Source organism: Streptomyces sp. NPDC018610 (genome assembly GCF_044391765.1).
In the GTDB taxonomy this organism is placed as follows: domain Bacteria; phylum Actinomycetota; class Actinomycetes; order Streptomycetales; family Streptomycetaceae; genus Streptomyces.
Genome location: NZ_JBISAL010000008.1, coordinates 47,296 through 73,618, shown reverse-complemented (window position 1 = coordinate 73,618; position 26,323 = coordinate 47,296). Strand labels below are relative to the sequence as shown.

Annotated in this window: 23 protein-coding genes and 2 pseudogenes; 8 read left to right on the top strand and 17 right to left on the bottom strand. The window is 74.7% G+C overall.

Annotation, left to right across the window (positions count from 1 at the left end):
• Nucleotides 1–223 precede the first annotated feature (223 nt).
• Complete coding sequence (locus ACH5A8_RS21100) at nucleotides 224–1,318, top strand: DUF5925 domain-containing protein (protein ID WP_399004090.1); 1,095 nt, start codon at nucleotides 224–226, stop codon at nucleotides 1,316–1,318.
• Between the two features lie 81 nt (nucleotides 1,319–1,399).
• On the top strand, nucleotides 1,400–2,173 hold the full coding sequence (locus ACH5A8_RS21095) for a DUF72 domain-containing protein (protein WP_399004088.1): 774 nt from the start codon (nucleotides 1,400–1,402) through the stop codon (nucleotides 2,171–2,173).
• A gap of 152 nt (nucleotides 2,174–2,325) precedes the next feature.
• On the opposite strand, the gene ACH5A8_RS21090 is transcribed toward ACH5A8_RS21095, so the two are convergent.
• Nucleotides 2,326–2,694 carry a GntR family transcriptional regulator gene (locus ACH5A8_RS21090; protein WP_399004086.1) on the bottom strand — a complete coding sequence of 123 codons (369 nt, stop codon included), beginning with the start codon at nucleotides 2,692–2,694 and terminating at the stop codon, nucleotides 2,326–2,328.
• A 70-nt stretch (nucleotides 2,695–2,764) separates the two neighbouring features.
• Here ACH5A8_RS21090 and ACH5A8_RS21085 point away from each other — a divergent pair, with 70 nt between their 5' ends.
• Nucleotides 2,765–3,703, top strand: a complete 939-nt coding sequence (locus ACH5A8_RS21085; RefSeq protein ID WP_399004084.1) for a GNAT family N-acetyltransferase — start codon at nucleotides 2,765–2,767, stop codon at nucleotides 3,701–3,703.
• Between the two features lie 142 nt (nucleotides 3,704–3,845).
• On the opposite strand, the gene ACH5A8_RS21080 is transcribed toward ACH5A8_RS21085, so the two are convergent.
• Nucleotides 3,846–4,472 (bottom strand): class I SAM-dependent methyltransferase, encoded by a 627-nt coding sequence (locus tag ACH5A8_RS21080; RefSeq protein WP_399004082.1) that lies wholly within the window; start codon nucleotides 4,470–4,472, stop codon nucleotides 3,846–3,848.
• Nucleotides 4,473–4,611: 139 nt separating this feature from the next.
• On the opposite strand from ACH5A8_RS21080, the gene ACH5A8_RS21075 reads away from it, so the two are divergent.
• On the top strand, nucleotides 4,612–4,749 hold the full coding sequence (locus tag ACH5A8_RS21075; RefSeq protein WP_086025454.1) for a hypothetical protein: 138 nt from the start codon (nucleotides 4,612–4,614) through the stop codon (nucleotides 4,747–4,749).
• A gap of 24 nt (nucleotides 4,750–4,773) precedes the next feature.
• On the opposite strand, the gene ACH5A8_RS21070 is transcribed toward ACH5A8_RS21075, so the two are convergent.
• The gene (locus ACH5A8_RS21070) at nucleotides 4,774–4,923 is read right to left on the bottom strand and encodes a hypothetical protein (RefSeq protein ID WP_399004080.1); all 150 of its coding nucleotides are present in this window, start codon (nucleotides 4,921–4,923) and stop codon (nucleotides 4,774–4,776) included.
• A 196-nt stretch (nucleotides 4,924–5,119) separates the two neighbouring features.
• On the opposite strand from ACH5A8_RS21070, the gene ACH5A8_RS21065 reads away from it, so the two are divergent.
• On the top strand, nucleotides 5,120–6,232 hold the full coding sequence (locus ACH5A8_RS21065) for a lytic polysaccharide monooxygenase (protein ID WP_399004078.1): 1,113 nt from the start codon (nucleotides 5,120–5,122) through the stop codon (nucleotides 6,230–6,232).
• Between the two features lie 78 nt (nucleotides 6,233–6,310).
• Here the strand turns inward: ACH5A8_RS21065 and ACH5A8_RS21060 are convergent, their stop codons facing one another.
• Both ACH5A8_RS21060 and ACH5A8_RS21055 read right to left on the bottom strand, forming a co-directional pair.
• Complete coding sequence (locus ACH5A8_RS21060; RefSeq protein ID WP_399004076.1) at nucleotides 6,311–7,180, bottom strand: esterase/lipase family protein; 870 nt, start codon at nucleotides 7,178–7,180, stop codon at nucleotides 6,311–6,313.
• Nucleotides 7,181–7,378: 198 nt separating this feature from the next.
• Nucleotides 7,379–7,825, bottom strand: a complete 447-nt coding sequence (locus tag ACH5A8_RS21055) for a MarR family winged helix-turn-helix transcriptional regulator (RefSeq protein WP_399004074.1) — start codon at nucleotides 7,823–7,825, stop codon at nucleotides 7,379–7,381.
• Nucleotides 7,826–7,929: 104 nt separating this feature from the next.
• Here ACH5A8_RS21055 and ACH5A8_RS21050 point away from each other — a divergent pair, with 104 nt between their 5' ends.
• On the top strand, nucleotides 7,930–8,304 hold the full coding sequence (locus ACH5A8_RS21050; protein ID WP_399004071.1) for a cupin domain-containing protein: 375 nt from the start codon (nucleotides 7,930–7,932) through the stop codon (nucleotides 8,302–8,304).
• A gap of 18 nt (nucleotides 8,305–8,322) precedes the next feature.
• On the opposite strand, the gene ACH5A8_RS21045 is transcribed toward ACH5A8_RS21050, so the two are convergent.
• Both ACH5A8_RS21045 and ACH5A8_RS21040 read right to left on the bottom strand, forming a co-directional pair.
• Nucleotides 8,323–9,297, bottom strand: coding sequence for a DNA polymerase thumb domain-containing protein (locus ACH5A8_RS21045; protein ID WP_399004069.1), 975 nt, complete (start codon nucleotides 9,295–9,297; stop codon nucleotides 8,323–8,325).
• Nucleotides 9,294–12,929: a DNA polymerase III subunit alpha gene (locus tag ACH5A8_RS21040; protein WP_399004067.1), complete on the bottom strand. Its 3,636-nt coding sequence runs from the start codon at nucleotides 12,927–12,929 to the stop codon at nucleotides 9,294–9,296. Before ACH5A8_RS21040 ends, ACH5A8_RS21045 begins: the two co-directional genes overlap by 4 nt.
• Before the next feature lie 266 nt (nucleotides 12,930–13,195).
• Here ACH5A8_RS21040 and ACH5A8_RS21035 point away from each other — a divergent pair.
• Nucleotides 13,196–14,218, top strand: a pseudogene (locus ACH5A8_RS21035) (DUF3533 domain-containing protein); the annotation flags it as partial.
• A gap of 789 nt (nucleotides 14,219–15,007) precedes the next feature.
• On the opposite strand, the gene ACH5A8_RS21030 reads toward ACH5A8_RS21035, so the two are convergent.
• The 9 genes and pseudogenes from ACH5A8_RS21030 to ACH5A8_RS20990 form a co-directional block, all read right to left on the bottom strand.
• Nucleotides 15,008–15,166, bottom strand: a complete 159-nt coding sequence (locus tag ACH5A8_RS21030; protein WP_399004065.1) for a hypothetical protein — start codon at nucleotides 15,164–15,166, stop codon at nucleotides 15,008–15,010.
• Nucleotides 15,167–15,360: 194 nt separating this feature from the next.
• Nucleotides 15,361–16,266 carry a S1 family peptidase gene (locus ACH5A8_RS21025; protein ID WP_399004063.1) on the bottom strand — a complete coding sequence of 302 codons (906 nt, stop codon included), beginning with the start codon at nucleotides 16,264–16,266 and terminating at the stop codon, nucleotides 15,361–15,363.
• Between the two features lie 238 nt (nucleotides 16,267–16,504).
• Nucleotides 16,505–17,317: a DUF1684 domain-containing protein gene (locus tag ACH5A8_RS21020; protein WP_399004061.1), complete on the bottom strand. Its 813-nt coding sequence runs from the start codon at nucleotides 17,315–17,317 to the stop codon at nucleotides 16,505–16,507.
• Nucleotides 17,314–17,676, bottom strand: a complete 363-nt coding sequence (locus tag ACH5A8_RS21015; protein ID WP_399004059.1) for a hypothetical protein — start codon at nucleotides 17,674–17,676, stop codon at nucleotides 17,314–17,316. Before ACH5A8_RS21015 ends, ACH5A8_RS21020 begins: the two co-directional genes overlap by 4 nt.
• A gap of 193 nt (nucleotides 17,677–17,869) precedes the next feature.
• A pseudogene (locus ACH5A8_RS21010) lies at nucleotides 17,870–18,157 on the bottom strand (LLM class flavin-dependent oxidoreductase); the annotation flags it as partial.
• 486 nt (nucleotides 18,158–18,643) lie between these two features.
• On the bottom strand, nucleotides 18,644–19,840 hold the full coding sequence (locus tag ACH5A8_RS21005) for an LLM class flavin-dependent oxidoreductase (RefSeq protein ID WP_399004057.1): 1,197 nt from the start codon (nucleotides 19,838–19,840) through the stop codon (nucleotides 18,644–18,646).
• A gap of 31 nt (nucleotides 19,841–19,871) precedes the next feature.
• Complete coding sequence (locus tag ACH5A8_RS21000; protein WP_399004055.1) at nucleotides 19,872–20,633, bottom strand: amino acid ABC transporter ATP-binding protein; 762 nt, start codon at nucleotides 20,631–20,633, stop codon at nucleotides 19,872–19,874.
• Nucleotides 20,634–20,671: 38 nt separating this feature from the next.
• Complete coding sequence (locus tag ACH5A8_RS20995) at nucleotides 20,672–22,468, bottom strand: FAD/NAD(P)-binding protein (protein ID WP_399004053.1); 1,797 nt, start codon at nucleotides 22,466–22,468, stop codon at nucleotides 20,672–20,674.
• The gene (locus ACH5A8_RS20990; RefSeq protein ID WP_399004051.1) at nucleotides 22,465–23,325 is read right to left on the bottom strand and encodes an amino acid ABC transporter permease; all 861 of its coding nucleotides are present in this window, start codon (nucleotides 23,323–23,325) and stop codon (nucleotides 22,465–22,467) included. Before ACH5A8_RS20990 ends, ACH5A8_RS20995 begins: the two co-directional genes overlap by 4 nt.
• A gap of 549 nt (nucleotides 23,326–23,874) precedes the next feature.
• Here ACH5A8_RS20990 and ACH5A8_RS20985 point away from each other — a divergent pair.
• Nucleotides 23,875–24,831: an ABC transporter substrate-binding protein gene (locus ACH5A8_RS20985; protein ID WP_399004049.1), complete on the top strand. Its 957-nt coding sequence runs from the start codon at nucleotides 23,875–23,877 to the stop codon at nucleotides 24,829–24,831.
• 9 nt (nucleotides 24,832–24,840) lie between these two features.
• Here ACH5A8_RS20985 and ACH5A8_RS20980 read toward each other — a convergent pair whose 3' ends face one another.
• Nucleotides 24,841–26,076 carry a DUF5685 family protein gene (locus tag ACH5A8_RS20980; RefSeq protein ID WP_399004047.1) on the bottom strand — a complete coding sequence of 412 codons (1,236 nt, stop codon included), beginning with the start codon at nucleotides 26,074–26,076 and terminating at the stop codon, nucleotides 24,841–24,843.
• Nucleotides 26,077–26,323 lie beyond the last annotated feature (247 nt).

The following is a 26,323-nucleotide window of genomic DNA, read 5'->3' as shown; positions in this document are numbered from 1 at the left end:
CCGGGGCCGGCGCGGCAACGGCGCCGGCGAGCAGGCGGGTGAGCCGCCGCACCGCCTTCCCCACCTCCGGCGTCCAGCCCTGACGCGCTGTCGAGAACGACGGCGGGCGGGCATCGGCTCGCCGGCAAGGTCCGCGCGGGCCCGGCGGCACGAAGCGGCCGACACGTGGCGCGCGCCCCGCAAACGGGGTGCGTGGGGCGGTCCGGTGCCGGATCATGGCGGCATGTCTGCGAACCCATACGACGCTCTGCCGGTCCGGCTCAACGTCGACGACTCCGACTCGCCGTCCGACGTCGTCGACGCGCTGTTCCTCGGCCGCTTCGCGACGGGCGAGCAGCCGTACTCCCACGCGGCCAACATCGAGCGGGTCCGCTCCGGCGCCACGCTGCTGCCGGACGGCGCCCGGGTGCTGCGGGCGGCCCGGGACGACGACCGCAGCGCCACCCTCGCCGAGGGCGACGGCTGGACCCTGCTGGTGTCCCGCTGGAACCGGGGCGCCGACGTCACGGTGACGGCGACCAGCGCGGAGCTGGCCCAGAAGGTCCTCGGCCAGGCCACCGACGGCGCGGCCGACGAGCCCGAGCCGCAGCCGGAGAACGTGACGATGGGCTTCTGGTACGTCTCCCCCCGGCGCGGCCCCTACCGCACCACCCGGCAGATCTCGGCGGGCACCTGGGAAGAGGTGCGCTCGAACTACACGGCGCCGGTCGCGGACGCGATGGAGCGCCTGATGAAGACGACGCCCGAGGACATCGCGGGCCGGCTGCTGCTCCTGCACGGCCCGCCGGGCACCGGCAAGACCTCCGCGCTGCGCACGCTGGCCCGCTCCTGGCGGGACTGGTGCCAGGTGGACTGCGTCCTGGACCCGGAGCGGCTGTTCGGGGACGTCGGCTATCTGATGGACATCGCGATCGGCGAGGAGGACGCGGCGGGCAAGGGCCGCTGGCGGCTGCTGCTGCTGGAGGACTGCGACGAGCTGATCCGCGGCGAGGCCAAGCACACGGCCGGCCAGGCGCTGTCCCGGCTGCTGAACCTCACCGACGGCCTGCTCGGCCAGGGCCGCAACGTACTGGTCGGCGTGACCACCAACGAGGACCTGGAGCGGCTGCACCCGGCCGTGGTCCGGCCGGGCCGCTGTCTGGCCCGTATCGAGGTGGGGAAGCTGACCCGGCGGGAGGCGGTGGACTGGCTGGGCGCGGAGGAGGGCGTGGGCCGCGACGGCGCCACCCTGGCCGAGCTGTACGCGCTGCGCCGTGGCACGTCGCCGACGTCCCTCCCGGAACCACGCGAGGGGGCCGACGCGGGGCTCTACCTGTAGCGGGGGGCGGCGCGCGGTGCGGGCGTGCCGGCGGGGCGCGCGTCCCGCGCCCTGAGGGCGCTCCGGTGCTGTGATGGTCGTATGACCCTGTTCGTCGGGACGTCGGGCTGGCAGTACAAGGACTGGCGGGGCGTGCTGTACCCGCCGGGGCGCCCCACGCGGCTGTGGCTGGAGGAGTACGCGACCGCCTTCGCCACGGTGGAGGTCAACAACGCCTTCTACCGGCTGCCGGAGCGGGAGACCTTCGAGGCCTGGCGCGAGCGGGTCCCGGCGGACTTCGTGGTCGCGGTCAAGGCGAGCCGCTTCCTCACCCACGTCAAGCGGCTGCGGGAGCCGGCGGAACCGGTGCGGCGCCTGATGACGCGCGCGGCGGGCCTGGGCGACCGGCTCGGACCGGTGCTGCTCCAGCTGCCGCCCACGCTGCGCGCCGACCCGGTCCTGCTGGACGACTGCCTCGGCCGCTTCCCGCCCGGCGCCCGGGTCGCCGTCGAGCCGCGCCACGACTCCTGGTGGACGCCTCGGGTGCGCGAGGTGCTGGAGGCGCGGGGCGCGGCCCTGTGCTGGGCCGACGCCCACGGCCGCCCGGTGACGCCCCTGTGGCGGACCGCCGACTGGGGCTACGTCCGCTTCCACGTGGGCCGCGCCCGCGCCTGGCCGCACTACGGCCGCCGCTGTCTGGAGACGTGGGTGGACCGCGTCGCGACGGCCTGGCCGGACGGGCTGGATGTGTACGCCTACTTCAACAACGACCCGACCGGGGCCGCCGTCGAGGACGCGGTCGTCTTCGCGGGCGCCGCGCGCAGAGCGGGCCGTACGGTCACGCGCTCACCGGACCGGCTGCCCGCGGGGCGGTGAGGGGCGGCGCCGGACGGCCGGGCCGCGGTGCGGGCGGTGGACGCCGGGGTGCCGTGGGGGGCGGCGCCGGCGGCCGGGGCGCGGTGAAGGACGAGGGGGAGGCCGGGGGTGGGATCCGGCGGCGGTGGGGCCGGGGCAGGGCGGGGCCGGGTTCACTGCCCGTAGGCCGCCCGGAGGGCGTCGCGGACGGCGGCGAGCGCCGCGTCCTGGGTCAGCCCCAGCCGCCGCACCCGCTCCGCGTAGGCCTGCGCGGCCCCCGCCGCCTCCCGGTCCGCGGCCGGGCCGGCGGCGGCCACGAACGTGCCGTTGCGGCCCCGCGTCTCGATCACCCCGTCCGCCTCCAGCGCCCGGTACGCCTTGGCGACCGTGTTCGCCGCGAGCCCGAGCGACTCGGCCAGGCCGCGCACGGTCGGCAGCCGGTAGCCGACCGGCAGCGCGCCCGACCGGGCCTGCTCGGAGATCTGCGCCCGCACCTGCTCGTAGGGGGCCGTGCCGTCGTCGATGTGGAGCTTCAAGGTCACGGGGTGATTGTCGCCCACGCGGCCGAAATCCGGAGGCGCCCGCCCGGACCGCCCCGTAGCGTGCGCCCCCATGACTGTGATCGTCCGTGAACTGCGCCCCGACGCGCGTGCCGATCTCGAGGCCTTCGCCCGGGTACGGCACCTCGCGATGCCGTACGTCCTGACCACACCCGAGTCGCTCGTCCACTCCCTCACCCACACGCACCCCGACGCCCGTTACCGCGCGCTCGCAGCCGTCGCGGACGGCGAGGTGATCGGCACGGCGCAGGTGCACCTGTCGCACGAGAGCCCCGAGCCGGGGCAGGGCGACGTCAACGTGTACGTGCATCCCGGGCACACGCGCCGGGGCGCGGGCACGGCCCTGGTCCGGGCGGCCGAGGAGCACCTGGCCGCGCACGGCGGGCGCCGGCTGCACTCCTGGGTGCTCGACGAGCCGGGCAATCGCGCCTTCGCCGAACTGCGCGGCTACCGCGCGAGCCGCTCCGCGCACTTCTTCCGGCTGGACCTGGCCGTCCGCACGCTGCCGCCGCTCCAGGACCCGCCGCCGGGCGTGGAGCTGCGCAGGGGATCGGACTTCGCCGCCGACCCGCGCCCGCTGTTCGCCCTGGACGCGGAGACCAGCGCCGACGAACCGAGCGACGTGGACTTCGAGCTGACCGACTACGAGGCGTGGCTCGAGGAGACCTGGCGGCATCCGCTGTTCGACGCCGGCCTGACCACGGTGGCGGTCGTCGACGGGCGGCCCGCCGCCTTCACCGCGGCCCGTACGGACGGCGCCACCCGGTACGTCACGGCGATGACGGGCACCGCCCGGGCGTACCGGGGCCGGGGTCTGGCCAAGCTCGCCAAGAACGACTCGCTGCACCGCGCCCGGACCGCCGGGTACACGGAGGCGCTGACGGGCAACGACACGGACAACGGGCCGATGCTCGCGGTCAACGAGTGGCTCGGGTACGAGCGGTGCGCGACGGAGGTGCGCTACGTCCGTGAACTGGGCGCGGCCCGCTGAGCTGTTGGGCGCCGAGTTCGGCAACGACCGTCCGGCGCGCTCCCGTCCCACCGCGAGGGCGCCGCGCGGCGGGACGCGGAGCGCCGCCCGAGGAGCGCGGCGCTCCGAGGGGGCGCGGCCCCCTGCGCCCGCGTCGGCGCGCTCACACCACCCCCACCACCGCGTACCGCTCGTCCGCGACCTCCTTCCCCCACAGCCGCGCGTCCTCGGACAGGCGTTCCACACGGATGTGCTTCGTGAGGGGGGTGAGAAGAGTGAGGAGCCGCTCCGTGGGTATGCCGACGGGCGTGACCGTCCCCCAGACGCCCTCGACCAGGACGAGCCGCCCCGAGGGCCGCAGCAGGCTCCGCCAGTGCCGCAGCGCGTCGGCGGGATCGGGCAGCGCCCACAGCACATGGCGGACGAGGACGACGTCGAAGCGCCGCTCGCCGACCGGCGGACGGGCCGCGTCACCGGTCAGGAACACCGCGTCACGCCCCGCGAGTTTGACGCGGGCCCGTTCGATCATGGCCTCGGACAGGTCGACGCCGGTCACCCGGTGTCCCTGTTCGGCGGCGAGCAGCGACAGACTGCCCGTGCCGCAGCCGAGGTCGAGGATCCCGGCGGGCCGCCCGGGCAGCCACCGGCACAGCCGCTCGGCCCAGGCGGCGCGCACCAGCGGATCGCGCAGCCCGTGATCCGGCTCGTCGTCGAAGACGGCCGCCTGCGCGTCCCAGTCCACGACGGCCGGGGCCGTTCCGTCGCCGTGGGCCTTGATCGTCTCGTTCATGCGCCCCAGGGTGACACCCACCACTGACATCCGAATCGTGACAGCCGCCACAGACAGACCCGCACCGATGAGGAACTCTCGCCCGAAAGGTCTACCTCCGTGAGAACACGGAACCCGGTAGGCGTCGAAGGAGGCACCGATGCGCCGTGTGACAGTGCAGAAGCCCCTGAGGAAGACGGACACCCGACGGGTCCGTGAGGAAGTGGTCGACGAACGTCCCGCCGGGCGGCCGGAGGTCCGCAAGGACATCGCGCGCACATGGTGGCCGGACGGATGACGGGCGGCCGGCCGGCGAGACGCGTCAGAGCGGCCGTTCGCGGCAGCTGATCGGGTCGTGACGCACGGCCACGCGGCGCATGCGCGCGTACGTCACCTCCACCAGTCCCAGCAGTCGCCGTCCCGGTCCCCTGCCGTGCGCGCCGGGGCGGACGGCGATCTCTCGTGCGCGCACCCGCCGCTCACCGCCCGCGGCGCCCGGTCCGCACCGCCTACCTGAGGACAGCCTGAGGGCTTCCTTAACGCGACCATAAGGATCACCCCGCACCGCCCTCAGCAGGCGATTTCCCGGTTCCTCCGGGCTAGCTTCTGATCACCCACGGGATCCCGTCCGCCCCGTTCCGCATCAGAGCCCTCCCAGGAGTTCCGGCATGTCCTCGGTGTCCTTCCCCAGGTCCTCCGCCACGTCCGAGCAGGGGACGCCCCGCCGCCGCAGGGCCGCCGCGCTCGCCGTCCTCGGGCTGGCCCCGCTCGCCCTGACCGCGCTCGCCGCGGCGCCCGCCGCCGCGCACGGTTCGATGGGCGACCCGGTCAGCCGGGTGTCGCAGTGCTACGCGGAGGGCCCGGAGAGCCCGAGGTCGGCGGCGTGCGAGGCGGCGGTCGCGGTCGGCGGCACCCAGGCCCTGTACGACTGGAACGGCATCCGGATCGGCGACGCGGGCGGCCGGCACCAGGCCCTGATCCCCGACGGCAAGCTGTGCAGCGCGGGCGTCGAGGAGTTCAAGGGGCTCGACCTGGCCCGCGCGGACTGGCCGGCGACCGCCGTGAAGAGCGGCTCGTACACCTTCAGGTACCGCGTGACCGCCCCTCACAAGGGCACCTTCAACGTGTACATCACCAAGCCCGGCTACGACCCGGCCAAGCCCCTCGCCTGGGCCGAGCTGGACCTGGAGCACCCGGTGGCCACGGTCACCGACCCGGTGGCCTCGGGCGGCTTCTACACCTTCTCCGGCACGCTGCCCGAGCGCACCGGCAGGCAGCTGCTGTACGCGGTCTGGCAGCGCTCGGACAGCCCGGAGGCGTTCTACTCCTGCTCGGACGTCGCCTTCGGCGGGAGCGGCGCCGTGAGCAGCGGCACGCCGGGCGGCGCCGCTCCGGCGCCGACGGCCTCCGCCCCGACCGATCGGCAGATCGAGGCCGGGACCGGCAGGTCGACGATCGAGCACCACGGCCACGGTGACGACGACCCCGCCACGACCACGGATCCCACCACCGCACCGGCTTCGGCCCTCACCGCGGCCTCCGCCTCGGATCCCGCCCCGCTCGCCGCGGACGGCGCCGCCCCGGCCGCGACGGCCGGTGGGCCCGGTAGGCCCGAGGCCGCCACCGGCGCGGACCGGGGCACGAGCCTCGCCGAGACCGGTGGCGCCGGCAGCACGCCGTACGTGGCGGTCGGCGGCGCCGCGGTCCTGGCGGCCGGTTCGGCGGTCCTGTTCCTGTCGGTCCGGCGGCGCGCCTCGGCCGGGGGCCGGCACGGCCGCTGAGCGGCCGCACGAACGCGGGGGCCCGTCCGGCGGCTCAGGCCGGACGGGCCCCCGGGCAGGCGGGCGGGGAACCGCCCGTCAGCTGAAGACGGAAGCGCAGTCGGTGGTGGTGGCGTGCGCCGGGTCCAGGGCGTTGGCCACCTCGTGGAAGGCGATGCGGTCGGTCAGGCCGATCGCCAGGTGCTCGGACAGGTCCAGCGCGCACAGGTCCTGGAGCAGGACGTTGCGCACGTCGGGCCCGGTCAGGTACTGGCTGCGCCAGGGCGTGGCCACCTCGTCGTACTTGGTGGCGATGACGGTGTAGTGCACGCCGGGCACGGTGTCGCCGCCGGCGTTGAGCTCGGTGAGGAAGGCGGAGCCGGGGACCTGGTCGGCGAGGCCGGGCGTGGCGGCGGAGATCAGGTCCTCGGCGCCCGGGAAGTACGGCAGCAGATTGGTCAGGCCGCTGATGGTGGCGCCGTGGTTGTCGGGCGCGATGCCGACGAGGGAGTTCACCTTGGCGGCGCCACCGAGGAACTTCAGGTAGTAGCGGGGCATCATGCCGCCCTGCGAGTGGCCGACGAGGTCGGCCTTGGCGGCTCCGGTGGCGGCGAGCACCTTGTCGACGAAGGCGGACAACTGCGCGGCCGACTTGTCGATGGGGCCCAGGCCGTGGAAGAGCGGGACGCCGTCCAGCCGGCCGTAGTCGAGGGAGTAGACGCAGTAGCCGCGGTCCTCCAGGTACGGGGCGAGACCGAGCCAGTTGTCGACGGAGTTGCCGAGGGTGCCGTGGACGAGGACGACCGGCCGGGGATGGGCGGCGGACGGCTTGCAGCTGTAGTCGTTCCAGCCGCGGGACGGGGCGGAGGCGGCGGCGGAGGCGTGGGCGGCGGTCGCGGGGACGGTGGCGACGGCGGCGGCCAGGAGCAGGGCGGCCAGGTGTCTCAGGGCGCGCTTGACGGGCAGCATCGGGTGATCTCCTTGCGGCTCGAGGGGAGGTGCGACGGCATGGCGACGGCACTGAGCCCTGTGATCCGGATCACGAGGATGCTGTTCTCTCGTCAAGTTACGGACGAGTAGTGCAACTTGGAAGTTACGCGTCGGTAAAAAATCCTGGGGACGTCCGGCAACGCTTGGGTGACATGAGGTAGTGCCCCTGACGAATCATCACCAAGCGGGCCGGATCGGGCCGTCCGGTGCGATGCGCGCCAACTGCCCTACCAACGCGCGAACTTGACCCTCACCGATCACCCCGGCCCAGACCCGCACGACCTCCGCGGCCGCCTCCTCCGCCGCGCGGGTGCAGGCCCGGCCGCGCTCGGTCAGCACGACCAGGCGGGCCCGCGCGTCCTCGGGGTGCGGACGGCGCTCCGCGTACCCCTTGCGCACGATCTCGTCGACGAGCTGGCTGGCGGCCTGCTTGGTGACCCCGAGGTGGGAGGCCAGCTCCGTGACCGTCGCCCCGTCCGGAGCCAGCCGCGCGAACGCGAAGCCGTGCGCGGGCCGGATGCCCTCGAAGCCGCGGGCGACGACACCGTCGTGGATGCGCTGGGTGAGCTCGCCGGCGACGGCGAGCAGGGTGGCGGACAGGGCCATGGCTTCGGAGTTCTGCACGGAGGCATTGAAACACCCTTGACGAATTGGTCAAGCAGCTTGACCATAATCCCGAGCTATTCGGTCAAGCAGCTTGACCATCCCTTCGTGTCCGAGGAGAGCCCATGCCCGTCGTCCACCCGTCCGACGCCGTGACCCACGAGATCCACGGCGCCCGCTTCGTCTCGTACGCCGCCCCGCGCACCGGCGCCAGGGAGCTGTGCGCCTGGCGCGGCGAGATCCCCGCCGGCACCAGGGCACCGGCCCACACCGTCACCCACGAGGAGATCTTCCACCTGCTCGACGGCGAACTGCTGATCACGCTCGACGGCCGCAGCGAGCGCGTCGGCGCGGGCGACACGGTGATCATCAACGCCGGTGCGACACTCGCCGTGGAGAACCCCACGGACCGCACCGCCGTCTCCTGGGTCACCACCTCCGTCGGTCTCCGGGCCCGCATGGCGGACGGCACCGTGATCACCCCGCCGTGGGCCAACTGACCCTTCCTCTCGGGGTGCTCACGCCGCCAGCGTGCCCGGGATCACCGCGCGCGGGCCGAACTTGGCCCGCGCGCGGTCCGCGACCTCCTCGATGCGGCGCAGCTTCTCGTCGACGGGGTCGAAGGTGAGCTGGTGGGACGCCTGTTCGGCGGGGGCCAGGCCCTCGGCGCGCAGGGCGAGCGCGCGGACCCGGGCGCGCTGGAGGCCCAGCGCCTCGTACATGCCGTACGCGGCCCCGGTCAGCGCCGCCGAGTGGGCGGTGGGTTCCGCCAGGGTGCGACTGCGGACGGTGGCCGACCGGTCGGCGTAGCGCACGGTGAGGGTCAGGGTGCGGCAGACCTTGTCGACGGAGCGCAGCCGGGCGCCCAGTTCCCCGGCGGCCGCCAGCAGCGCCCCGCGGTGCCGGTCGGGGTCCAGTTCGTCACGGTCGAAGGGGTGTTCGGCGATGAGCGACCGGGAGACGGCGTTGGGGACGACCCGGCCGCGGTCGACGCCGTTCGCCTTCTCGTGCAGTTCGCGGCCGGCCTTCGCGCCGACCAGGCGCTGGAGCGTGGACAGGGGAGCCGCGGCGACCCGGTCCAGGGTGTCGAGGCCGTACTCGCCCAGGGTGCGGGCGGTCGCCGTGCCGACGCCGGGCAGCGCGGCGACCGGCCGCCCGGCGAGGAACTCCGCGACGGCGGCCGGGTCGCCGGGCACCGCGCGGGTGTGGCCGGGCCGGGCGTCGCGCAGGGCCATCCGGGCCAGCATCGGGCCCGGTCCCACGCCGATCAGGCAGTCGACGCCGTACCGGGCGAGCGAGCGGACCCGGATCACGGATGCCAGCTCGGCCGCGTCGCGCCCGAAGTACCGTTCGGCGCCGCGCAGATCGGCCAGCGCCCCGTCCGGCGGCAGCGCCTCGACGACCGGGGTGAACTCCTCCAGCAGACCGAGCAGCCCCGGCAGGGCCGCCTCGTACATCGGGGACAGCCGGAAACGTACACAGAGGACAGTCATCCCGCACTCCCTGGACTCTGGTGCCACAACTTCCTTCCACTGGCGGGCCCTTCGCCCGCCGGCCGCAGGTCCGCCCACGGATGCATCTCATAGCCGGTGGACATGCGGATGCGCCGATCGCGGGCGGTGTCCATCGGGTCGGGCGCGGCGGAGCCGGCGGGCGCGGGACGTCCGTCCGATCCGGCGAGCCGGGCCCGGCGCGCGCCCTCGCCGTCGTCACCGTCGCCGGCCGCGGCGCCCTTGGGCGGTCCGCCGGGGCGGGCCAGCCGGGCCGCCACCTCCTCCAGACCGCCCTCGGCGCGCAGTTCGGCCAGTTCGGCGAGGTTCCAGGCGGCGGCGCCCACCACGCTGAGGCTGCGCGGACCGCGCCGCTGCACCACTCCGCGCACCAGCAGCAGCCAGGAGTGGAAGACGGTGTGTGCGCAGGCGTCGTGGGAGTCGTCGAAGAAGGCGAGGTCGACCAGGCCGGTGCCGTCGTCGAGGGTGGAGAAGATGACCCGTTTGCCGGAGCGGATCGGCGGGGTCTGGGTGGCCGCCTTGGCGCCCGCGACCAGCACCGTCTCGCCGTGCCGTGCCTCGCGCAGCCGGCGCGCGGAGACCACGCCCAGCTCGTCGAGGAACGCCCGGTGGTCGTCCATCAGGTTGCGTGAGGCGTCCATGGACAGCACGCCCAGCTCGGCGCTGAGCTTCTCCGCGTCGGACAGGTCGGGCAGCCCGGCCGCGGCCGTCTTCCTCCCGCCGGCCAGGGGCAGTTGGCCGCCGCCGGCGCCCCGGGAACCGCGGTGCAGTTCGGTCAGGTGCAGTTGCAGGTCGCGGCGGTTGGCGCCGAACGCGTCCAGCGCGCCCACCTGGGCGAGCCGTCCGGCGATCGGGCGGCTCGGCCGGGCCCGCTCCCAGAAGTCGAGCAGCGAGGCGTAGGGCTGTCCGTCCGCGATCCGCGCCGCCTCGGCCTCGCTGATGCCGTGCACGTCGGAGAGGGCCAGCCGCAGCCCCCATCCCTTGGCGCTCTCGGCCCCTCCAGACCCCTTTGCCTCAGACACCAGTTCGATCCGATGGGCGACTCCCGACCGGTTCACGTCCAGCGGCAGGATCGGCACCCCGCGCCGCCGCGCGTCCGCCAGCAGCAGCCGCTTCGGGTACATCCCGGGGTCGTGGGTGAGCAGTCCGGCGTAGAAGGCGGCCGGGTGGTGGGCCTTCAGCCACGCCGACTGGTACGTCGGCACGGCGAAGGCGACGGCGTGCGCCTTGCAGAAGCCGTACGAGCCGAACGCCTCGACGATCCCCCAGGTGCGCTGAATCGTTTCTGCGTCATATCCCCGCGCCGCCGCGTGCTGGGCGAACCACACCTTGATCCGCCCCTGCGACTCCGGGTCGGACAGCCCGCGCCGCACCCGGTCCGCCTCGTCCCGGCCGCAGCCGGTCATCAGGTGCACGATATGGATGACCTGCTCGTGGAAGACGACGACCCCGTACGTCTCCTCCAGCGGCTCCCGCAGGTCCGGGTGCGGGTAGCGCACCGGCGCCCGTCCGTGCCGCGCCTCGATGAACGGCCGCACCATGTCGGCGGCGACCGGCCCGGGCCGGAAGAGCGAGATGTCCACGACCAGGTCGTGGAAGGTGGCCGGCTGGAGCCGTCCCACCAGATCGCGCTGGCCCGGCGACTCGATCTGGAAGCAGCCGAGCGTCTCGGCGGACCGGATGAGCCGGTACGTCGCCGGGTCGCCCGCCGGCACGGAGTCCAGGTCGATCCGCTCCCCCGAGGCCCGCTCCACCTCCGCCACCGCGTGCGCCATCGCCGACTGCATCCGCACGCCCAGCACGTCCAGCTTGAGCAGCCCGAGGTCCTCCACGTCCTCCTTGTCGAACTGGGACATGGGCAGGCCCTCGCCGCTGGTCGGCACCACCGGCGTACGGGCGAGCAGGGAGGCGTCGGACAGGAGGACCCCGCAGGGGTGCATGGCGATCCCGCGCGGCAGGGCGTCCAGGGCCTCGACCAGCTCCCACAGCCTGCCGTACCGCTCCTTGTGCCCGGCCAGCGCCTTGAGCTCGGGCAGCTCCTCCAGGGCCGCGCGGGCGTCGCGGGCGCGGATGTGCGGGAAGGACTTGGCGACGCGGTCGATCTCGGCGGGGTCCATGGACAGGGCCGCGCCCACGTCGCGGATGGCGTGGCGCACCCGGTACGTCTCCGGCATGGCGACCGTCGCGACCCGCTCGGCGCCGAACCGGCCGATGATCTGCCGGTAGACCTCCAGGCGGCGCGCGGACTCCACGTCGATGTCGATGTCGGGCAGGACGAACCGCCGCTTGGACAGGAAGCGCTCCATCAGCAGCCCGTGCTCGACCGGGTCGGCATGGGCGATGCCGAGGAGGTGGTTGACGAGGGAGCCGGCGCCGGAGCCGCGCGCGGCGACCCGGATGCCCATGCTCCGCACGTCGTCCACGACCTGGGCGACGGTGAGGAAGTAGGAGGCGAAGCCGTGGTAGGCGATGATGTCCAGTTCCTGGTGCATCCGCTCCCAGTAGGCGCGCCGGCCGGCGTGGCCGCGCAGCACCATGCCCGCCGCCGCCCGGGAGGCGAGCGCGCGCTGGGCGGTGCGGCGGCCCGCGCCGACCAGGTGCGGCTCGGGGAAGTGGACGGTGCCCATGCCGAGGTCGTCCTCCGGGTCGACCAGGCACTCGGCGGCCGTGGCCCGGGTCTGCTCCAGCAGGTGGTGGGCGGTCTCGCGGCGGAAGCCCGCGGCCTCGACGATCCGCTCGGCCGCGCGCAGCATCGCGCCCGGGTCCTTGAGCCAGGCCTCCCCCGAGTCCCGTTCGCCGGCCGCCTCGACGGGGACCAGGCGGCGCGCGGCGTCCAGGACGTCGGCGACCGGGCCCTGGCCGGGGTCCGCGTAGCGGACGGCGTTGCTGAGCACGGGGCGCACGCGCTGCTCGGCGGCGAAGCCGACGGTGCGGGCGGCCAGCCGCAGGGAGCCCGGCCCGGTGCCCTTGCGCCCGTGCCAGACGGCCTCCAGGCGCAGGGCGTCGCCGTAGACCTCGCGCCAGGGCACGAGGAGCCGCGCGGCCCGGTCGGGGCGGCCCGCGGCCAGGGCCCGGCCGACGTCGGAGTCCGGGCCGAGCAGCACGGTCAGGCCGTCGGCGTGGTTGTCGGACCAGGCGAGCAGCGGGGTGTCCTCGGCCGTGTGGGCGGCGGTGACCAGGCGGCACAGGCCGGCCCAGCCGCGGGCGCCGTCCCGGGCGAGGAAGGTGACGCGGGGGGCCGACTCGTCGACGAAGGCACCGCCGCGCACCGGCGCCCGGCGCCGCTGGGGCCGCACGGCCCCGTCGCGGCCGGCGGGCCACGCGGGCGCCGTGCGACGCGCTACGGAACCGTCGGGCCGTACGGGGGCGGCGCGTCCGGCGGACGCCCCAGGGCCGGGGTCGGCCACCGCGAGTTCGACGCCGAACAGCGGGCGGACGCCCGCCGCCGCGCAGGCCTTGGCGAAGCGGACCGTGCCGGCGAGGGTGTCGCGGTCGGTGAGGGCGAGGGCGTCCATGCCGCGCTCGGCGGCGCGCTCGGCCAGCCGCTCCGGGTGCGAGGCGCCGTAGCGCAGGGAGAACCCGGAGACGGTGTGCAGATGCGTGAAACCCGGCACACGCACCTCCCGCACCTCTGAGCCGACACCGGCTCTCGAACATCAGTTCCAACTACTCACCACTCACCATACCCCCATCCTCGAACATGCGTACGACATCCGTGCGAGCGTGCCCGACCTGCGCAAACGTCCGGGCCGGCCCGTTCAACCGACGGCGACGCCCCGGACCGGGGCAGGCACGCGGCGACCGCTGTCGAACACGCGCACGGCATCCGTTCGGCCGTGTCCCGACTGCGCGAGCAGCCGCCTCCACGCAGCGTGAGGGCATGAGCCACCCCCACGCCCGCCGGCGCCCCCACTCCTTCGGCCAGGAGGTGAGGGACGCCGTCACCCCACGGGCCACGCTGCTGGTCATCGGCGTGGTCGCGCTCCAGCTGCTGTTCATCGCCTCCTACGTGGGCGCGCTGCACAAGCCGAAGCCCCGGGACGTGCCGTTCGGCGTCGCGGCGCCCGGGGCGGTGGCCGAGCAGACGGCGGACCGGCTGCGGCGGCTGCCCGGCGCGCCCCTGGACCCCCGCACGGTGGCCGGCGAGGCGGCGGCCCGCCGGCAGATCCTGCACCGGGACATCGACGGCGCCCTGGTCGTCGACCCGTCCGGCGCCACCGACACGCTCCTGGTCGCCTCCGGCGGCGGCACCGTCCTCGCCACCACCCTGGAGAAGATCGTCGGGGACGTGGAGAAGGCACAGCGGCGGACGGTGCGGACGGTGGACGTGGCCCCCGCCTCCGGTGGCGACTTCGACGGGCTGTCGTCGTTCTACCTGGTCGTGGGCTGGAGCGTCGGCGGCTACCTCTGCGCGTCGATCCTCGCGATCAGCGCCGGGGCCCGGCCCGCGTCCCCGCGGCGCGCGGCGATCCGGCTGGCCGCGATGGCACTGGTCGCGATCGCCGGCGGAGCGGGCGGCGCGCTCATCGTGGGACCCGCCCTGAACGCGCTGCCGGGCGGGGTCCTTCGGCTGTGGGGGCTCGGCGCCCTGGTCACCTTCGCCGTGGGCGCCGCCACGCTCGCCCTCCAGGGGATCTTCGGCATCGTCGGCATCGGCCTGGCGATCCTGCTGGTGGTGATCGCGGGCAACCCGAGCGCGGGCGGCGCCTTCCCGCTGCCGCTGCTGCCGCCGTTCTGGAAGGCGATCGGGCCCGCCCTGCCGCCGGGTGCGGGCACCTGGGCGGCACGCTCGATCGCGTACTTCCGCGGCAACGCCCTGACGGACGCGCTGCTGGTGCTGGCGGCGTGGGCGGTCGCCGGGGTGGCGGTCACCCTGCTGGCGTCGGGGCTGCGGAAGGGACGGGCGGGTCCGGCCGCGGGCGCCCTGGCTCCGGCCGGCGCCACCGTGGGCGCCCACCGCCACGACATCGCCGGGGGGACGAGGGGGAGCGACGTGGGCCCGGGCGGAGAGACCGAGGGTCCGGGCAGCGCGGGTCCGGGCAACGTGGGCCCGGGCAGCGCGGGTTCGGGCAGCGCGGGTTCGGGCAGCGCGGGCCCGGACAGGAACGGCGCGGGTCCAGGCGGTGCAGGCCCGAGCGGCCCAGGTCCGAGCGGCCCAGGTCCGGACAGCGCGGGTCCGGACGGAGAAGGTGCCGGCGGCGGGCCGGTCACGACCGCCGCGTCGCCCGGGGCGGCCGCCGCGGCCACCACCCCGCCGGATACGGCAGCCGCCCCACCGGGCACGAGCGGTGGGGCGGCGGAGGCGAGCGGCGCCCCGGCGGAGACCGGTCGGACCGACGCCGCCACGGGCACGGGCGGCGAGGCGGCCCCGGCCGAAGCAGCCGCCGGAGGCCGCGGCGAACAAGCCGCCACGGTCGGGCGGGCCGTGGCGGGCGGGGAAGCCGCCGCCGAGGCCGAGAAAGCCGCCGGAGGCGGGGCCGCGCACATCGAGGCGGGCACCGCGGGCGAGGGGGACACCTTCGTCGACACCTCCGCCGACCAGGCCCCCGACCCCGGACCGGCTCCCGACCCCGGCCCCGGTCCGGGGGCCCGGCCGGGGCCCCGTCCGGACGCGTGAGAGCCCCGCCCCGCACGCATGCGAACACGCGAAGGGGACGGGGCTCCCACGGATCCGGTGGGGGCGGTCCGGCGGTCAGCCGATCTGCGCGCCGGTCGCCGGCAGCGCCTCGGTGACCGGCTGGAAGAAGGTCCCGCCGCCGGAGGCGCAGTCGCCGCTGCCCCCGAAGGTGAGCCCGAGCGCGGTGCCTCCGTCGAAGAGCGAACCGCCTCTGTCACCGGGCGCGGCGCACACATCGGTCCGGACGAGACCTCCCCGTGAGGGGAGACCGGCCCGAAGGAGCCGCCCCGGCCCCCGCGGGAGCCGCTCCTCGTCCCGGCCGACGCGAAAGCCCCCGTACGCCTGTCGCGTACGGGGGCTCCGCCTGCGGCCGGCCGCAGGGACGGTACGGAAACGGGGCCGTGCGCACGGCCCCGGGGCCGGGGGCGTCAGTAGACGTGGACCCCGTAGGCGCTCAGCGCCTCCGTGACCGGCTGGAAGAAGGTCGTGCCACCGGAGGAGCAGTCGCCGCTGCCGCCCGAGGTCAGGCCGTAGGCGACGCCGCCGTTGGAGTACAGCGGACCGCCGGAGTCGCCGGGCTCGGCGCAGACCGTGGTCTGGATGAGACCGTAGACGACCTCGCCGTTGCCGTAGTTGACCGTGGCGTTGAGCGCGGTGACCCTGCCGCTGTGGATGCCGGTGGTGGAGCCGCGCCGGTAGACGGTGGTGCCGACCGACGGCGTGGCCGCGCTGGTGATGTCCACGCTGCCCACCGCGCCGGACTTGGTCACCGAGCTGTTGGTGTAGCGCACGATGCCGTAGTCGTTGCCCGGGAAGGAGGAACCGGCGGTGCTTCCGAGCGTGGTCGAGTGCGACGAGTTCGACCACCAGGTGCCGGCGCCGTCGGTGCAGTGACCGGCGGTGAGGAAGTAGTAGTTGCCGCTGGAGTCCTGGACGTTGAAGCCCAGCGAGCAGCGCCAGCTACTCGCATAGATGGCGTCGCCGCCGGAGATCAGCTTGTTGAACTTCCCCGGGGTGCGCTTGATGGTCAGGGCGCCGGAGTCGGCTCCCGCCTGCTGCTTGATCCGGGCGATCTGGGCCTCGGAGACCCGGCTGTCGACGGTGACGACGACCCGGTTGCTCTTGCTGTCGACGGCCCAGGCGGTGCCCGGGATGTCGGCCTTCAGCACCGAGTCGCTCGCCTTGGTGAGCTGGGCGGCGCTGAAGGTGTCGGTGTCGGACGCGTTCGCGCTGGGGACCGCGAACGCGGCGGCGGCCACGAGGCCGGCGGCGATGGCCACCGCCCGGGTCTGTCTCGTGATGCCGCTGCGGGAGGCAGTGCGCTTGATCCTCACTTGTCGTTCCTCCACAAAGGAAGTCGGGGGCCCGCGTGGGGTCGGGGCCCGTGAGGCGCAGCCGGGGGCGGTCGTCCGGATTCCGAACTGAGTGTGCCCCTGACAAGCGCTGTGGGGGAGTATTCGGCCGAACGGCCGGTCGGCGCAAGGGTGCCTTTCGGCCGTGCGACTGTGTGTGTTCTGAGTGGACTGTGTGCGATCAGGATGAGTTGACGGTGCGTCAGTATGCGGGGGTCCGTCAGAGCAGGGTGCGCTCCCCCACCGGTATCCCGAGGTCAAGGGTGTTGCCCGGCGGCGGGAAGGGGCAGACGAAGTGGTCGGCGAACGCGCACGGCGGCAGCACCGCGCGGTTGAAGTCGACCGTGGTGCGCCCCTCGGCGTCCGGCGCCCCGGGGTGCAGGAACCGGAAGCGGAAACCGCCGTGTCCGCTGGTGGCGTCGGCGAAGACCGCCCACAGCGTGCCGTCCGGCTGCTCGGCCACCTGGAGCGTCAGTTCCCGGTCCACGCGGGGTTCCCCCCGCTCGGGCGAGACCGGGCGCGGAAGGGTGAACGCCAACTCCCCGGCGAGGACGAGGCCGCGTTCCCGGCCGTCCGCGTTCGGCACACGCACGGTCCGGTCCTCGGCGTACCGGGTGAAGCGCCCCGGCACGGACCAGCGCGGATCGTGACCGGCGGCCGCGATGCCGCGGAACGCGCGGCGCGCCGGAGCGGCCGGATCGAAGTCCCGTACGCCCCAGAGGCCTTCGCGGACCAGCACCACCAGCCGGCGTTCGCCCAGCGCGACCCGGGCGTCCGCCGCCGGTCCGCTGTCGGCGCCGAGCCGCACCTCGCCGTCGAGGGGCCGGCCGTCGACGGTCATTCCGTCGGCGGCGGCGATCAGCACGACCTCGTCGCCGTCGGCCGTCCAGATCCCGGGGATGTCCGGAATTCGACCGTCCGGATAGTCCGCGAGCCAGTGGGTGCCGGTCAGCGCGAGCGGGCCGTAGGGCGCCGACACCGTCTCGGTGCGGTGCTCGTGCCACTGCTTCCACTGGTCGGATGCGTCCGTCATGTGATCAACCCTTCCATGTGCGGCCTGGTGGCCAAACCGAGGTACGAGCGCAGAGTGGCGCCCTCGTAACGGGTGCGGAACACGCCCCTGTCCTGGAGCAGCGGCACCACGCGGTCGACGAAGTCGTCCAGGCCGGCGCCCGGGACGGCGTACGGGACCAGGACGAACCCGTCGGCGGTGTCCCGCCGTACGAACGCGTCGAGTTCGGCGGCGACCGCCTCGGGCGTGCCGACGAAGGACAGCCGTCCCTCCGCGCCGGTGAGGGACGGCCGGCCCCCCGCGCCGGTGAGGGACGGCCGGCCCGCCCCGCCGACAGCGGCAGATCCGGCCGCCGCGGGGGCGACGGCGGGTCCGGCCACGTCCGCGCGGGCCCCGGCCGGCCGGGCCGGCGGTCGCTCCGCCCGCGCCTGCCCCGCGCAGCCGGGCGGCCGGCACGGGATCCGGCGCGGGGCCGCGAGCGGAGCCGGAACCGGGAACGGAGGCGGCCCGTGGGGCCCGGATCGAGACGGCCCTCTCCCGGGCCTCGGCGTCACTGTCGCCGAGGACGACGTTCACCTCCTGCAGGACCCTCAGGTCGCCGGGCTCGCGACCGTACCCGGCCGGCCGCCGCTTGGCGTCGGCGTAGAGCGCCCGCGCCTCCCGCGGCGACCGGGACCGGGTGACGACGACGTCGGCCGTCGAGGCGGCGAACTCCCGTTCCTCGTCCGAATCCCCCGCCTGGATGACGACCGGATGGCCCTGCGGCGGGCGCGGCACGGTGAACTCGCCCGCGATGTCGAAGTGCCGCCCCCGGTGCGCGAACGGCCGTGGCTCCCCCTCCGGCGTCCAGGAGTCCCGCAGTGCGCGCGCCGTTTCGACGAACTCGGCGGCCCGGGTGGACCGTCCGGCGCGGTCCGGGCCTGTGCCGGTCGGCCGGGGGCTCGCCGGCCAGGGCGTCGCAGGAGACGTTCCAGGCGGCCCGGCCGGCGCTGAGGTGGTCCAGGGTGGCGATCCGGCGGGCGAGTCCGTAGGGCTCGTCGAAGGCGGTGTCGACCGTGGCGGCGAGCCCGAGCCGCTCGGTGACGCCGGCGAGCGCGCTCACCGGCTCCGGGCGGCCGGCCGCGGCCGGGGCTGCGGTCCGCTCCCGGTACGGGCCTTCGGCGAGGAGGAAGTCGAACAGCCCGCGCTCGGCGGTGCGCGCGAGGACCTCGCAGCCGGAGAACCCGGTCCGGGATCCGGGCGGGGATCCCTGCGGGGTGCGGTGACCGGCGCCCGCCGCCGGGGCGGTGCCGGCGCTCACGCCGGGACAGCGCACGGCGAGGTGCGTCCGTCTGGGGGGCCGTACGGTCATGCCGCTCCCCCGGTCCGCGCGTAGCGGCTCGCGGGCCGGCCGAGTCCCAGGTGCTCGCGCAGGGTGCCGCCCGGATAGAAGGTGCGGAACAGGCCGCGGTGCTGCAGCAGGGCCACGGTGCCGTTGACCAGCCGCTCCAGGTCGCGGAACGGCTCGGCGGGCACCAGGTGGAAGCCGTCGACGGCGCCCGCGCGGTGCCAGGCGGCGATCAGCTCGGCGAGGTCGACGGGGCCGCCCCGGTACAGCGGGCCGCGCTCGCTGGGCCGCGGGCCGCCCCCGCCGTGGCCGCGCTCGGCCGCGTACTCGCCGTCGCCGAGGTCGACGACGAGCGACGCCAGGACCCGCAGTGTGCCGGGGTCTCGGCCGAACCCGGCTGCCGCGGCGCGCAGTTGGTCCCGCAGGGTGGCGGCCTGCGCCGGGCTCGCGGCACGCACGAGCACGACGTCGGCGTACCGCGCCGCCACGCTCCGGGCGTGGCCCTCGGTGGCGTCGACCACCCGCACGGGACGGCCCTGCGGGGGCCGGGGCACCGCCGAGGGGCACCGGACGGAGAGGGCGCCGCCGGTGGGACCGGCGTGGTGCGCCCGGCCGGCCGTGGCCGCGCCCCGGTTCCCGGCGCCGCCCTCCCGGCCGCCCTCCCGGCCGTCCTTCCGGCCGTCCCCCGGGCGTTCGACCGCCTCGGCGGTCGGGTTCCCGGCGCCGTCCGCCCGGCCGTCGTCCCCGCCGTCCCACAGACGTTCGGCCGTCTCGACGGTTTCCGCGGCCCGTCGCCACAACTCCTCGACAGAGGGCGCGGGTCCGCCCTGCCCGGTCGGAGCCGGCAGCCCGGGGAAGGGACGGCGGCCGAAGAGGCGGGCCTCGCCCTCGGTGGCCGACACCTCGATCCGCCAGCCCGCCCGGCCCCGGCTGACCCGGTCGAGGGTGGCCACGGCCGCCTGGACCTGGAACGGCTCGGTGTGCGTGGTGGTGACGGTGGGGACCAGGCCGACGCGGCGGGTGGCGGGCGCCGCCCGGGACAGGACGGTGAGCGCGTCGGGGCCGGGGCGCGCGAAGCCGTCTTCGAGGGTGACGAAGTCGAGTCTGCCGCTCTCGGCGAGCCGTGCCGCCTCGGCGTACGGGCCGGCGTCGTACGACCGCCGGCCGCCGATGTCGGCGGCCAGGTGCAGCAGCGCCCGGCCGTGGGATGAGGTCATCGCGGTAAATCCTTTCGGCGCCGGTCCACGGTCAGACGACCTTGGAGAGGAAGGCCCGGGTCCGCTCGTGCCGCGGGCGGTCGAGCACCGCGTCCGGCGGTCCCTGCTCGACGATCCGGCCGGCGTCCATGAACACCACCGTGTCGGCGACCTCGCGGGCGAAGCCGATCTCGTGGGTGACCACGATCATCGTGGTGCCCTGCCGGGCCAGGTCCCTGATGACGTCGAGGACCTCGCCGACCAGTTCGGGGTCGAGGGCGGAGGTGGGCTCGTCGAACAGCAGCAGCCTCGGTTCCAGGGCGAGGGCGCGGGCGATGGCGACGCGCTGCTGCTGGCCGCCGGAGAGCTGGGCCGGGTAGGCGTCCGCCTTGTCGGCGAGGCCCACCCGCTCCAGCAGCCGCCGCCCGGCCGCCGCCGCCTCGGCGCGGGGCCGCTTGCGCACGGCGACCGGCGCCTCGACGACGTTCTCCAGCGCGGTCAGGTGCGGGAAGAGGTTGAAGTTCTGGAAGACGAAGCCGATCCTGGTGCGCTGCTTGAGCACCTCGCGTTCGGGCAGTTCGTGGAGCCGGTCGCCGGAGCGCCGGTAGCCGATCAGCGTGCCGTCCACGCTGATCGCGCCCCGGTCCACCTTCTCCAGGTGGTTGACGGTGCGCAGCAGCGTCGACTTGCCCGAGCCGGAGGGCCCGAGGAGCACGGTGACCTGGCCGGTGCGGACCTGGAGGTCGATGCCCTTGAGGACTTCCGTGGAGCCGAAGCTCTTGTGGACCGACTTGATGTCGACCATGACGCTCATGGGGGGGTCCTTGACGTAGTGGTGGGCGGAGAGGGGCGTCAGGCGGCGTTCGCGTGCGGGGCGAGCGCCCGCAGGAACGTCAGCGCGGCCCGGGCGGTGGCGTCGTTCTGCCGGAACGCGGGGCCGCCGGTGCGCGGCCTGGTGAACGCTCCGGGCGTACGGGCGTCGGTGAACGGTCCGAGCGCGAAGCGCCGGGGGTGCGGCCGGCCGTCGCCGTCCAGGACGCGGCAGTCGGCGCGGTCCACGCGCAGCAGCCCGTCGGGGGACTCGGCGGCCCCGTCGGCGTGCAGCTCGCGCAGCAGCGGGTCACGGGCGCGCCGGACGGTGGGCTCGGGCAGCCGCGCCTCGACCAGCGCCCGCGCCTCGACGACGTGTCCGGGGACGGTGGGGCTGCTCGCGCGGAACACCCCGTCCTCGGCGGTGACGGTCATGTCCGCGCCGACGAACCTCAGGACGCCCGCCCGGGACAGGGCGAGCATCTGGCGCAGTCTGGGTCCGGGCGGGCCGGATGCGAGGGAGCTGAAGAAGCCGTGCCACCAGGGGCCGATGTCGCCGAGCTTGACCAACTGCCCGTAGACGGACAGCAGTCCGAGGAAGACGGCCAGGTCGGGGCTGTGCTCGGGATCGTGCCGGCGGCGCAGGTCGCTCTCGATCCGTTCGCGCAGCGCCCGCTGGAAGTCCTCGTGCGTGGCGTGGTGCTCACCGGCCAGCGGGCGGTCCAGGGCGGCGAGGTCGAGCCGGTCGGCGGGGTCGGGCACGGCGTCGGCGACGAGGGCGGCCCGTTCGGCCGGGCCGGCGCCCGCGTATCTCTCCTCGAAGTCGGCCCAGGCCATGGCCGTCCGCTCGGGGTGGGCGGTGAACAGCCGGTGGTAGTGGGCGTGTCCGAGCTCCTTCTCGACCAGCGGCCACACTCCCCCGGCCTCTCGGCCGCGATCGAGCAGGGGGGACCCCCCTCGCCGGAAGTCGTGGCCGTCGGGGCGGGCCGACAGCGCCTCGGTCTCGGCGGGGCCGAGGAAGCGGGGCAGCGGCGGGCGCTCGCCGGTGAGGCCGTAACCGATCTTGGAGTGGTACGGCACTCCGCGCCGCGAGCCGACGTACAGCACCGGCTCCTGCCCCGAGGGCAGGTAGACGTCCTGTGCGTGGCGGCCGCCGCGCCCCTCGGTGAGCAGCACCATCAGGTCGACGAAGGCGAGGCCGAAGCCGCGCACGAGGACGGGCTCACCGGCCTTCAGGGCGGACAGGTCGCTGTCGGCGGTGAAGTCGGGCGGCAGGTGGACGAGGCCGTGAGCGCGGGCATAGGCGCCCAACTCGGCCTGCTCCGAGTCGGGTTCGGCGTCGAGGTGGCCGAGGGTGAGGACGACGAGGTCGGCGAGGAGCGGGCGCGGTCGGCCCTCCAGCCACACCTGCTGGCGGCCCTCGCGCGGGCCGCCGACGCGCAGGGCGCGCCGCGGGTGGTGGTGCACGGTGATGCCGGGCGGCAGCGCGGCCACGGCGTCGTCGTACACCCAGCGCAGATAGGCGCCCTGGAGGCGGCGGTCGGCGAAGGTGCTCCCGGCCACGCCGGCCCACTCGTGCAGGGTGGGGCCCTCGCGCACCGGGCCGGCCATGTCCACGGTGTCGTCGGTGAACATGGTGACGTCCTCGGCGTGCGAGTTCATCCACAGCAGCGGCGACTGGGCGTCGCGCCAGATGCGGCCGGAGCCGGGCGGGTGCGGGTCGACCAGGTGGATGTCGAGGCCGGCACCGGCGTACAGCTCGGCCACGTTGGCGGCGATGCGCTCGATCAGACCGGTCCCCCGCGGCCCGGCCCCGACGACGACGAGCGAGGGCCTCATCGGGTGTGCTCCGCACCGCGCGCGTAGTGCCGCTCCACGTAGTGCTGGCCGACGCCGAGCACCGAGGTGACGACGGTGTACCAGAGGGTGGCGACCATCAGCAGCGGGATGACCTGGTAGGTCTGGTGGTAGATGAGCTGTGTGGAGTACAGCAGGTCCTGGACGGCGATGACGCTGACGATGGAGGTGCCCTTGAGGGTGCCGATCAGCATGTTCCCGGCGGGCGGCACGATGGAGCGCATCGCCTGGGGCAGGACGATCCGCCGCAGGCGCCGCCACCGGCTCAGGCCTAGCGCCTGCGCGGCCTCGATCTGGCCGTGGCCGACGGAGAGGATGCCGCCGCGCACCACTTCGGCGGCGTAGGCGGCCTCGTGCAGGGTGAGGCCGATGACCGCGACGGTGACCGGCCCGAACAGGTCGACGGTCCTCACGCCGAGGACGCGCGGGTACAGCGCCCCGATGTTGAACCACAACAGCAGCTGCACCAGGATCGGAATGGACCGGAAGAGCCAGACGTAGCCCCAGCCGACCGCGCGCAGCACGGGGTTGGCGGAGAGCCGGAAGACGGCGAGCAGGGTGCCCAGGGCGAAGCCGAGCGCCATCACCACGGCGGTCAGCCAGAGGGTGAGCCACAGTCCGCGCAGGACGGAGTCCGAGGTGAAGTAGTCGGCGACGACGTCCCATTGGAAGGCGTCGTTGCGGATGACGGAGGTCAGCGCGAGGCCGAGCAGGGCGAGGACGACGAAGGCGGCCGTCCACTGGCCGAGCCGGCGTCGCGGCACGATGAGCGGCACGTCCGCCGGTTCGGGTGTCCCGGGGGCGGTGGCCTTGACGAGGGTGAGGTCGGAGGAGGACATGCGAAGGCTCCGTGATGCGTCGGGTGGAACGCCGGTGATGCCTTCACACGAGCGCGCCGTCGCAACGGCGCGCGGTACGGCCGAGCCCCTCAGCAGGGCCGTTCACACGAGACTACGGCCCCGTTTCCCCCCACTGTCAAGGCTGTCCATCATGTGAGCCGTACGTCTCAAGTCGGTTGACGGGGAACCGGATGCCTGTTCCACTTGGCCCATGCATCCGCAGCAGTGGCTGGTCACGCGCTCCCACATCGACTTCGGTCGTGTGTGGTCCTCTTCCTGTTGAGCCGACCCGCCGCGCGCCGCTGTGAACACGGGCGCCTCCAGCGTCCCGCCTTTCCCACTCGGTGTCTCACCCGCTCCTGACGTCTCGTCCGTCTCCCGGTGCGACACCCGTTTCCCCGACGGCCCACCGTCTTCTTCGCGTTCCCGTCTTCTTCGCGCACCCGTCTTCTCCGACGCTCCACCGTCTTCTTCGCGTTCCCGCCTTCACACGCGCTCCCCTCCCCTCGCGCTTTCCGACGCCCTTTTCCCTTCCAGGAGACCGCACCCATGCGTACGTCCGCGCCGGCCCGCCGGCGGCACTTCCTCTCGTTCGCCCTGATCAGTTCCGCGGCACTGCTGCTCACCTCGTGCGGTTCCGGGTCGGGCGACGCCTCGGCCGGCGGCGGCGCGGGCACCGCGGCCAAGGCCGCCCGCATCCCGACGACGGACGTCGTCTCCGGCGTCCGCGAGGATCCGGCGGCGGCCGGGCTGCTGCCGGCCGGGGTGACCCACCTGACCATCGCCTACAGCGTCGGCGGCACCCCGCCGGGCACCACCTACCTCGCCGACGGCAAGACCCTCACCGGTCAGGACGTCGACTTCGCCGAGGCCGTCGCCAAGGTGCTCGGCATCCGTCTGGACAAGCAGGAGGCGAGCTTCGAGGCGATCCTGCCGGCCCTCGGCAGCGGCAAGTACGACCTCGGCGCGGGCAACTTCGGGGTGACCGACGAGCGGCGCAGGACGATCGACTTCGTCACCTACATCAACGACGGCCAGGGCTTCGCCGCCCGCGAGGACAGCAAGCTCGGCAGGATCACCGGGCTGAAGCAGCTGTGCGGCCTGGACATCGCGACCGGCGCGGGCACCACGTTCGAGGCGACGCTCGCACGGAACGCGCACGTCTGCACGGACGCGGGCGAGAAGGCGTACAAGGTGCAGACCTACAGCGAGTCCGGTGCGCTGTGGTCGTCGCTGCGGCAGGGCCGCAGCGACGTGGTGATGTCCACGATCAACGGTCTGCGGTACGCGGTGGCCCAGCAGCCGGGGCTCGAGTTCCTGGGTGAGTTCCACCGCCTCGACGTCGGCTTCGCCTTCAAGAAGGGCACGAAGCTGGCGCCGGCCTTCCGGGCCGCGGTGAACAAGCTGATCTCCGACGGGACGTACCGCAAGATCCTCGACAAGTGGGGCACGGCCGACTCGGCGATCAAGGAGTCGCGGATCTCCCCGCCGGAACTGAGGAACTGAGGACCCAGGTCACAGCCCGCAGTCGCAGCAGGAGCAGCACTCACAGCACTCGCAGCACTGGCACGCCTCGCAGCACGAGCAGTCGCAGTTCCCGCAGTCGCAACTGCTGCACGCCCCCTCGCGCTTCTTGCGCGACCACGGCCCCTCGAACTCGTCGGCGCAGCACACCTTACAGGTGCAGCACAGCCCGACGGCCGCCGCGCAGCCGGCCCAGAAGCCGCGCTTGCCGGGCTTCGGCGGTTCCCCGCCGAAGGGGCCGTGGCCCCGGGAGGGATCGTAGGGCCGCGCGGGGCCGTGCGGGTGCTGCGGGGCGTAAGGCCCTTGCGGCGGGCCGAAGGCGCCCTGCGGCGCGGTCGCCTCCCGCGGGGCGTGTCCGCAGGAGGCGGTGCCGAAGGCGCGGTCCACGGAGCGCGGAAGTTCGTGCGCGAGCAGCAGATGGGCGAGCCGCCCCTCGACGAACTCCACCTCGCGCAGGGCGAGCCGGATGCCGTGCGCGGCGTCGTCGGCGAGCCTTCGGGCCTCGGTGAGCGGGGTGCCGGTCGCGGTGAGCGGGTTCCATGCGCCCGAGGCGGCGTCGGCCGCGCGGTCCTCCACCGCGTCCAGGAGGTGCGCGAGCCGTCCGAAGAGGCGTCCGGCCTCGGCGAGCGGTGCGGCGTTGGCGGGCTTGCCGGCGAGGACGGCGGTGTGCGCGAAGGCAGCGGCGGTGGCGGTCTCGGTCGGCTCGGTGACGGTGAGGATCGGTGTGCCGGGGCCGGCCAGCGCCTCGATGCCGACCTGCCGGTCCACGGCGTCGACGAGGACGGCGGTGTCGAAGCCGACGTCGGCGCCGGTGCGGGCGCCTGCGCGTCCCCAGCCGTCGGCGACCCGGCGCGCGGCGAGCGCGACCGGCCGGCGGGCCAGCAGCCCGTCGCCGTCGGCGACGTGGTCGCGCACCTTGGCCGAGGCGAGCACCAGCGAGACGGCCGCCGCGAGCCGCGCGCCCTCGCCCTGGGCGACGGACGCGGTGCGCATCCCGCGCAGCGGGCACGGCCCCGCGGTACGCCGGCCACCGCCCTTGCCGCCGGTCTTCTCCGCCTGAGCCTCCGTCAGGACCGATATGAGGAGCCCGTCATAGTTCGTCACGACCCGGGCGAACTGTCCGTGATCACCGCGCAGCGCCAGGCACAGTCCGCACAGGTGCGCCATCCACTGGGCCTTGAGACCCTCACCCAGCCGGTGAGAACACGGCCTGACGATTCCGAACACGACGTTCCCCCGTGGTGTGTACGACGTTGAGCTGCCGCATCGTATCGGCCACGTCGTTCACCCGTACGCACCCCTGGTCACCCGAGTGCCATCGCGCCACATGGACAATCATATTTCACTCCCAGTCAGCAGCCGTGTAGGACACGACCCTTGGGGCACAAGGCTCTCGACGGATCGGGCTGTGCACCAGTACCGTCACAAACCCCCCGCGCGGCGTCTATCCACTTGGCGCACCGTCCGCATCATG

Bases quoted from the DNA above. Each gene is read 5' to 3' on its own strand.
- ACH5A8_RS21100 (WP_399004090.1), top strand. From the start codon at position 224: ATGTCTGCGAACCCATACGACGCTCTGCCGGTCCGGCTCAACGTCGAC.
- ACH5A8_RS21095 (WP_399004088.1), top strand. From the start codon at position 1,400: ATGACCCTGTTCGTCGGGACGTCGGGCTGGCAGTACAAGGACTGGCGG.
- ACH5A8_RS21085 (WP_399004084.1), top strand. From the start codon at position 2,765: ATGACTGTGATCGTCCGTGAACTGCGCCCCGACGCGCGTGCCGATCTC.
- ACH5A8_RS21080 (WP_399004082.1), bottom strand. From the start codon at position 4,472: ATGAACGAGACGATCAAGGCCCACGGCGACGGAACGGCCCCGGCCGTC.
- ACH5A8_RS21075 (WP_086025454.1), top strand. From the start codon at position 4,612: ATGCGCCGTGTGACAGTGCAGAAGCCCCTGAGGAAGACGGACACCCGA.
- ACH5A8_RS21065 (WP_399004078.1), top strand. From the start codon at position 5,120: ATGTCCTCGGTGTCCTTCCCCAGGTCCTCCGCCACGTCCGAGCAGGGG.
- ACH5A8_RS21060 (WP_399004076.1), bottom strand. From the start codon at position 7,180: ATGCTGCCCGTCAAGCGCGCCCTGAGACACCTGGCCGCCCTGCTCCTG.
- ACH5A8_RS21050 (WP_399004071.1), top strand. From the start codon at position 7,930: ATGCCCGTCGTCCACCCGTCCGACGCCGTGACCCACGAGATCCACGGC.
- ACH5A8_RS21045 (WP_399004069.1), bottom strand. From the start codon at position 9,297: ATGACTGTCCTCTGTGTACGTTTCCGGCTGTCCCCGATGTACGAGGCG.
- ACH5A8_RS21020 (WP_399004061.1), bottom strand. From the start codon at position 17,317: ATGACGGACGCATCCGACCAGTGGAAGCAGTGGCACGAGCACCGCACC.
- ACH5A8_RS21005 (WP_399004057.1), bottom strand. From the start codon at position 19,840: ATGACCTCATCCCACGGCCGGGCGCTGCTGCACCTGGCCGCCGACATC.
- ACH5A8_RS21000 (WP_399004055.1), bottom strand. From the start codon at position 20,633: ATGAGCGTCATGGTCGACATCAAGTCGGTCCACAAGAGCTTCGGCTCC.
- ACH5A8_RS20995 (WP_399004053.1), bottom strand. From the start codon at position 22,468: ATGAGGCCCTCGCTCGTCGTCGTCGGGGCCGGGCCGCGGGGGACCGGT.
- ACH5A8_RS20990 (WP_399004051.1), bottom strand. From the start codon at position 23,325: ATGTCCTCCTCCGACCTCACCCTCGTCAAGGCCACCGCCCCCGGGACA.
- ACH5A8_RS20985 (WP_399004049.1), top strand. From the start codon at position 23,875: ATGCGTACGTCCGCGCCGGCCCGCCGGCGGCACTTCCTCTCGTTCGCC.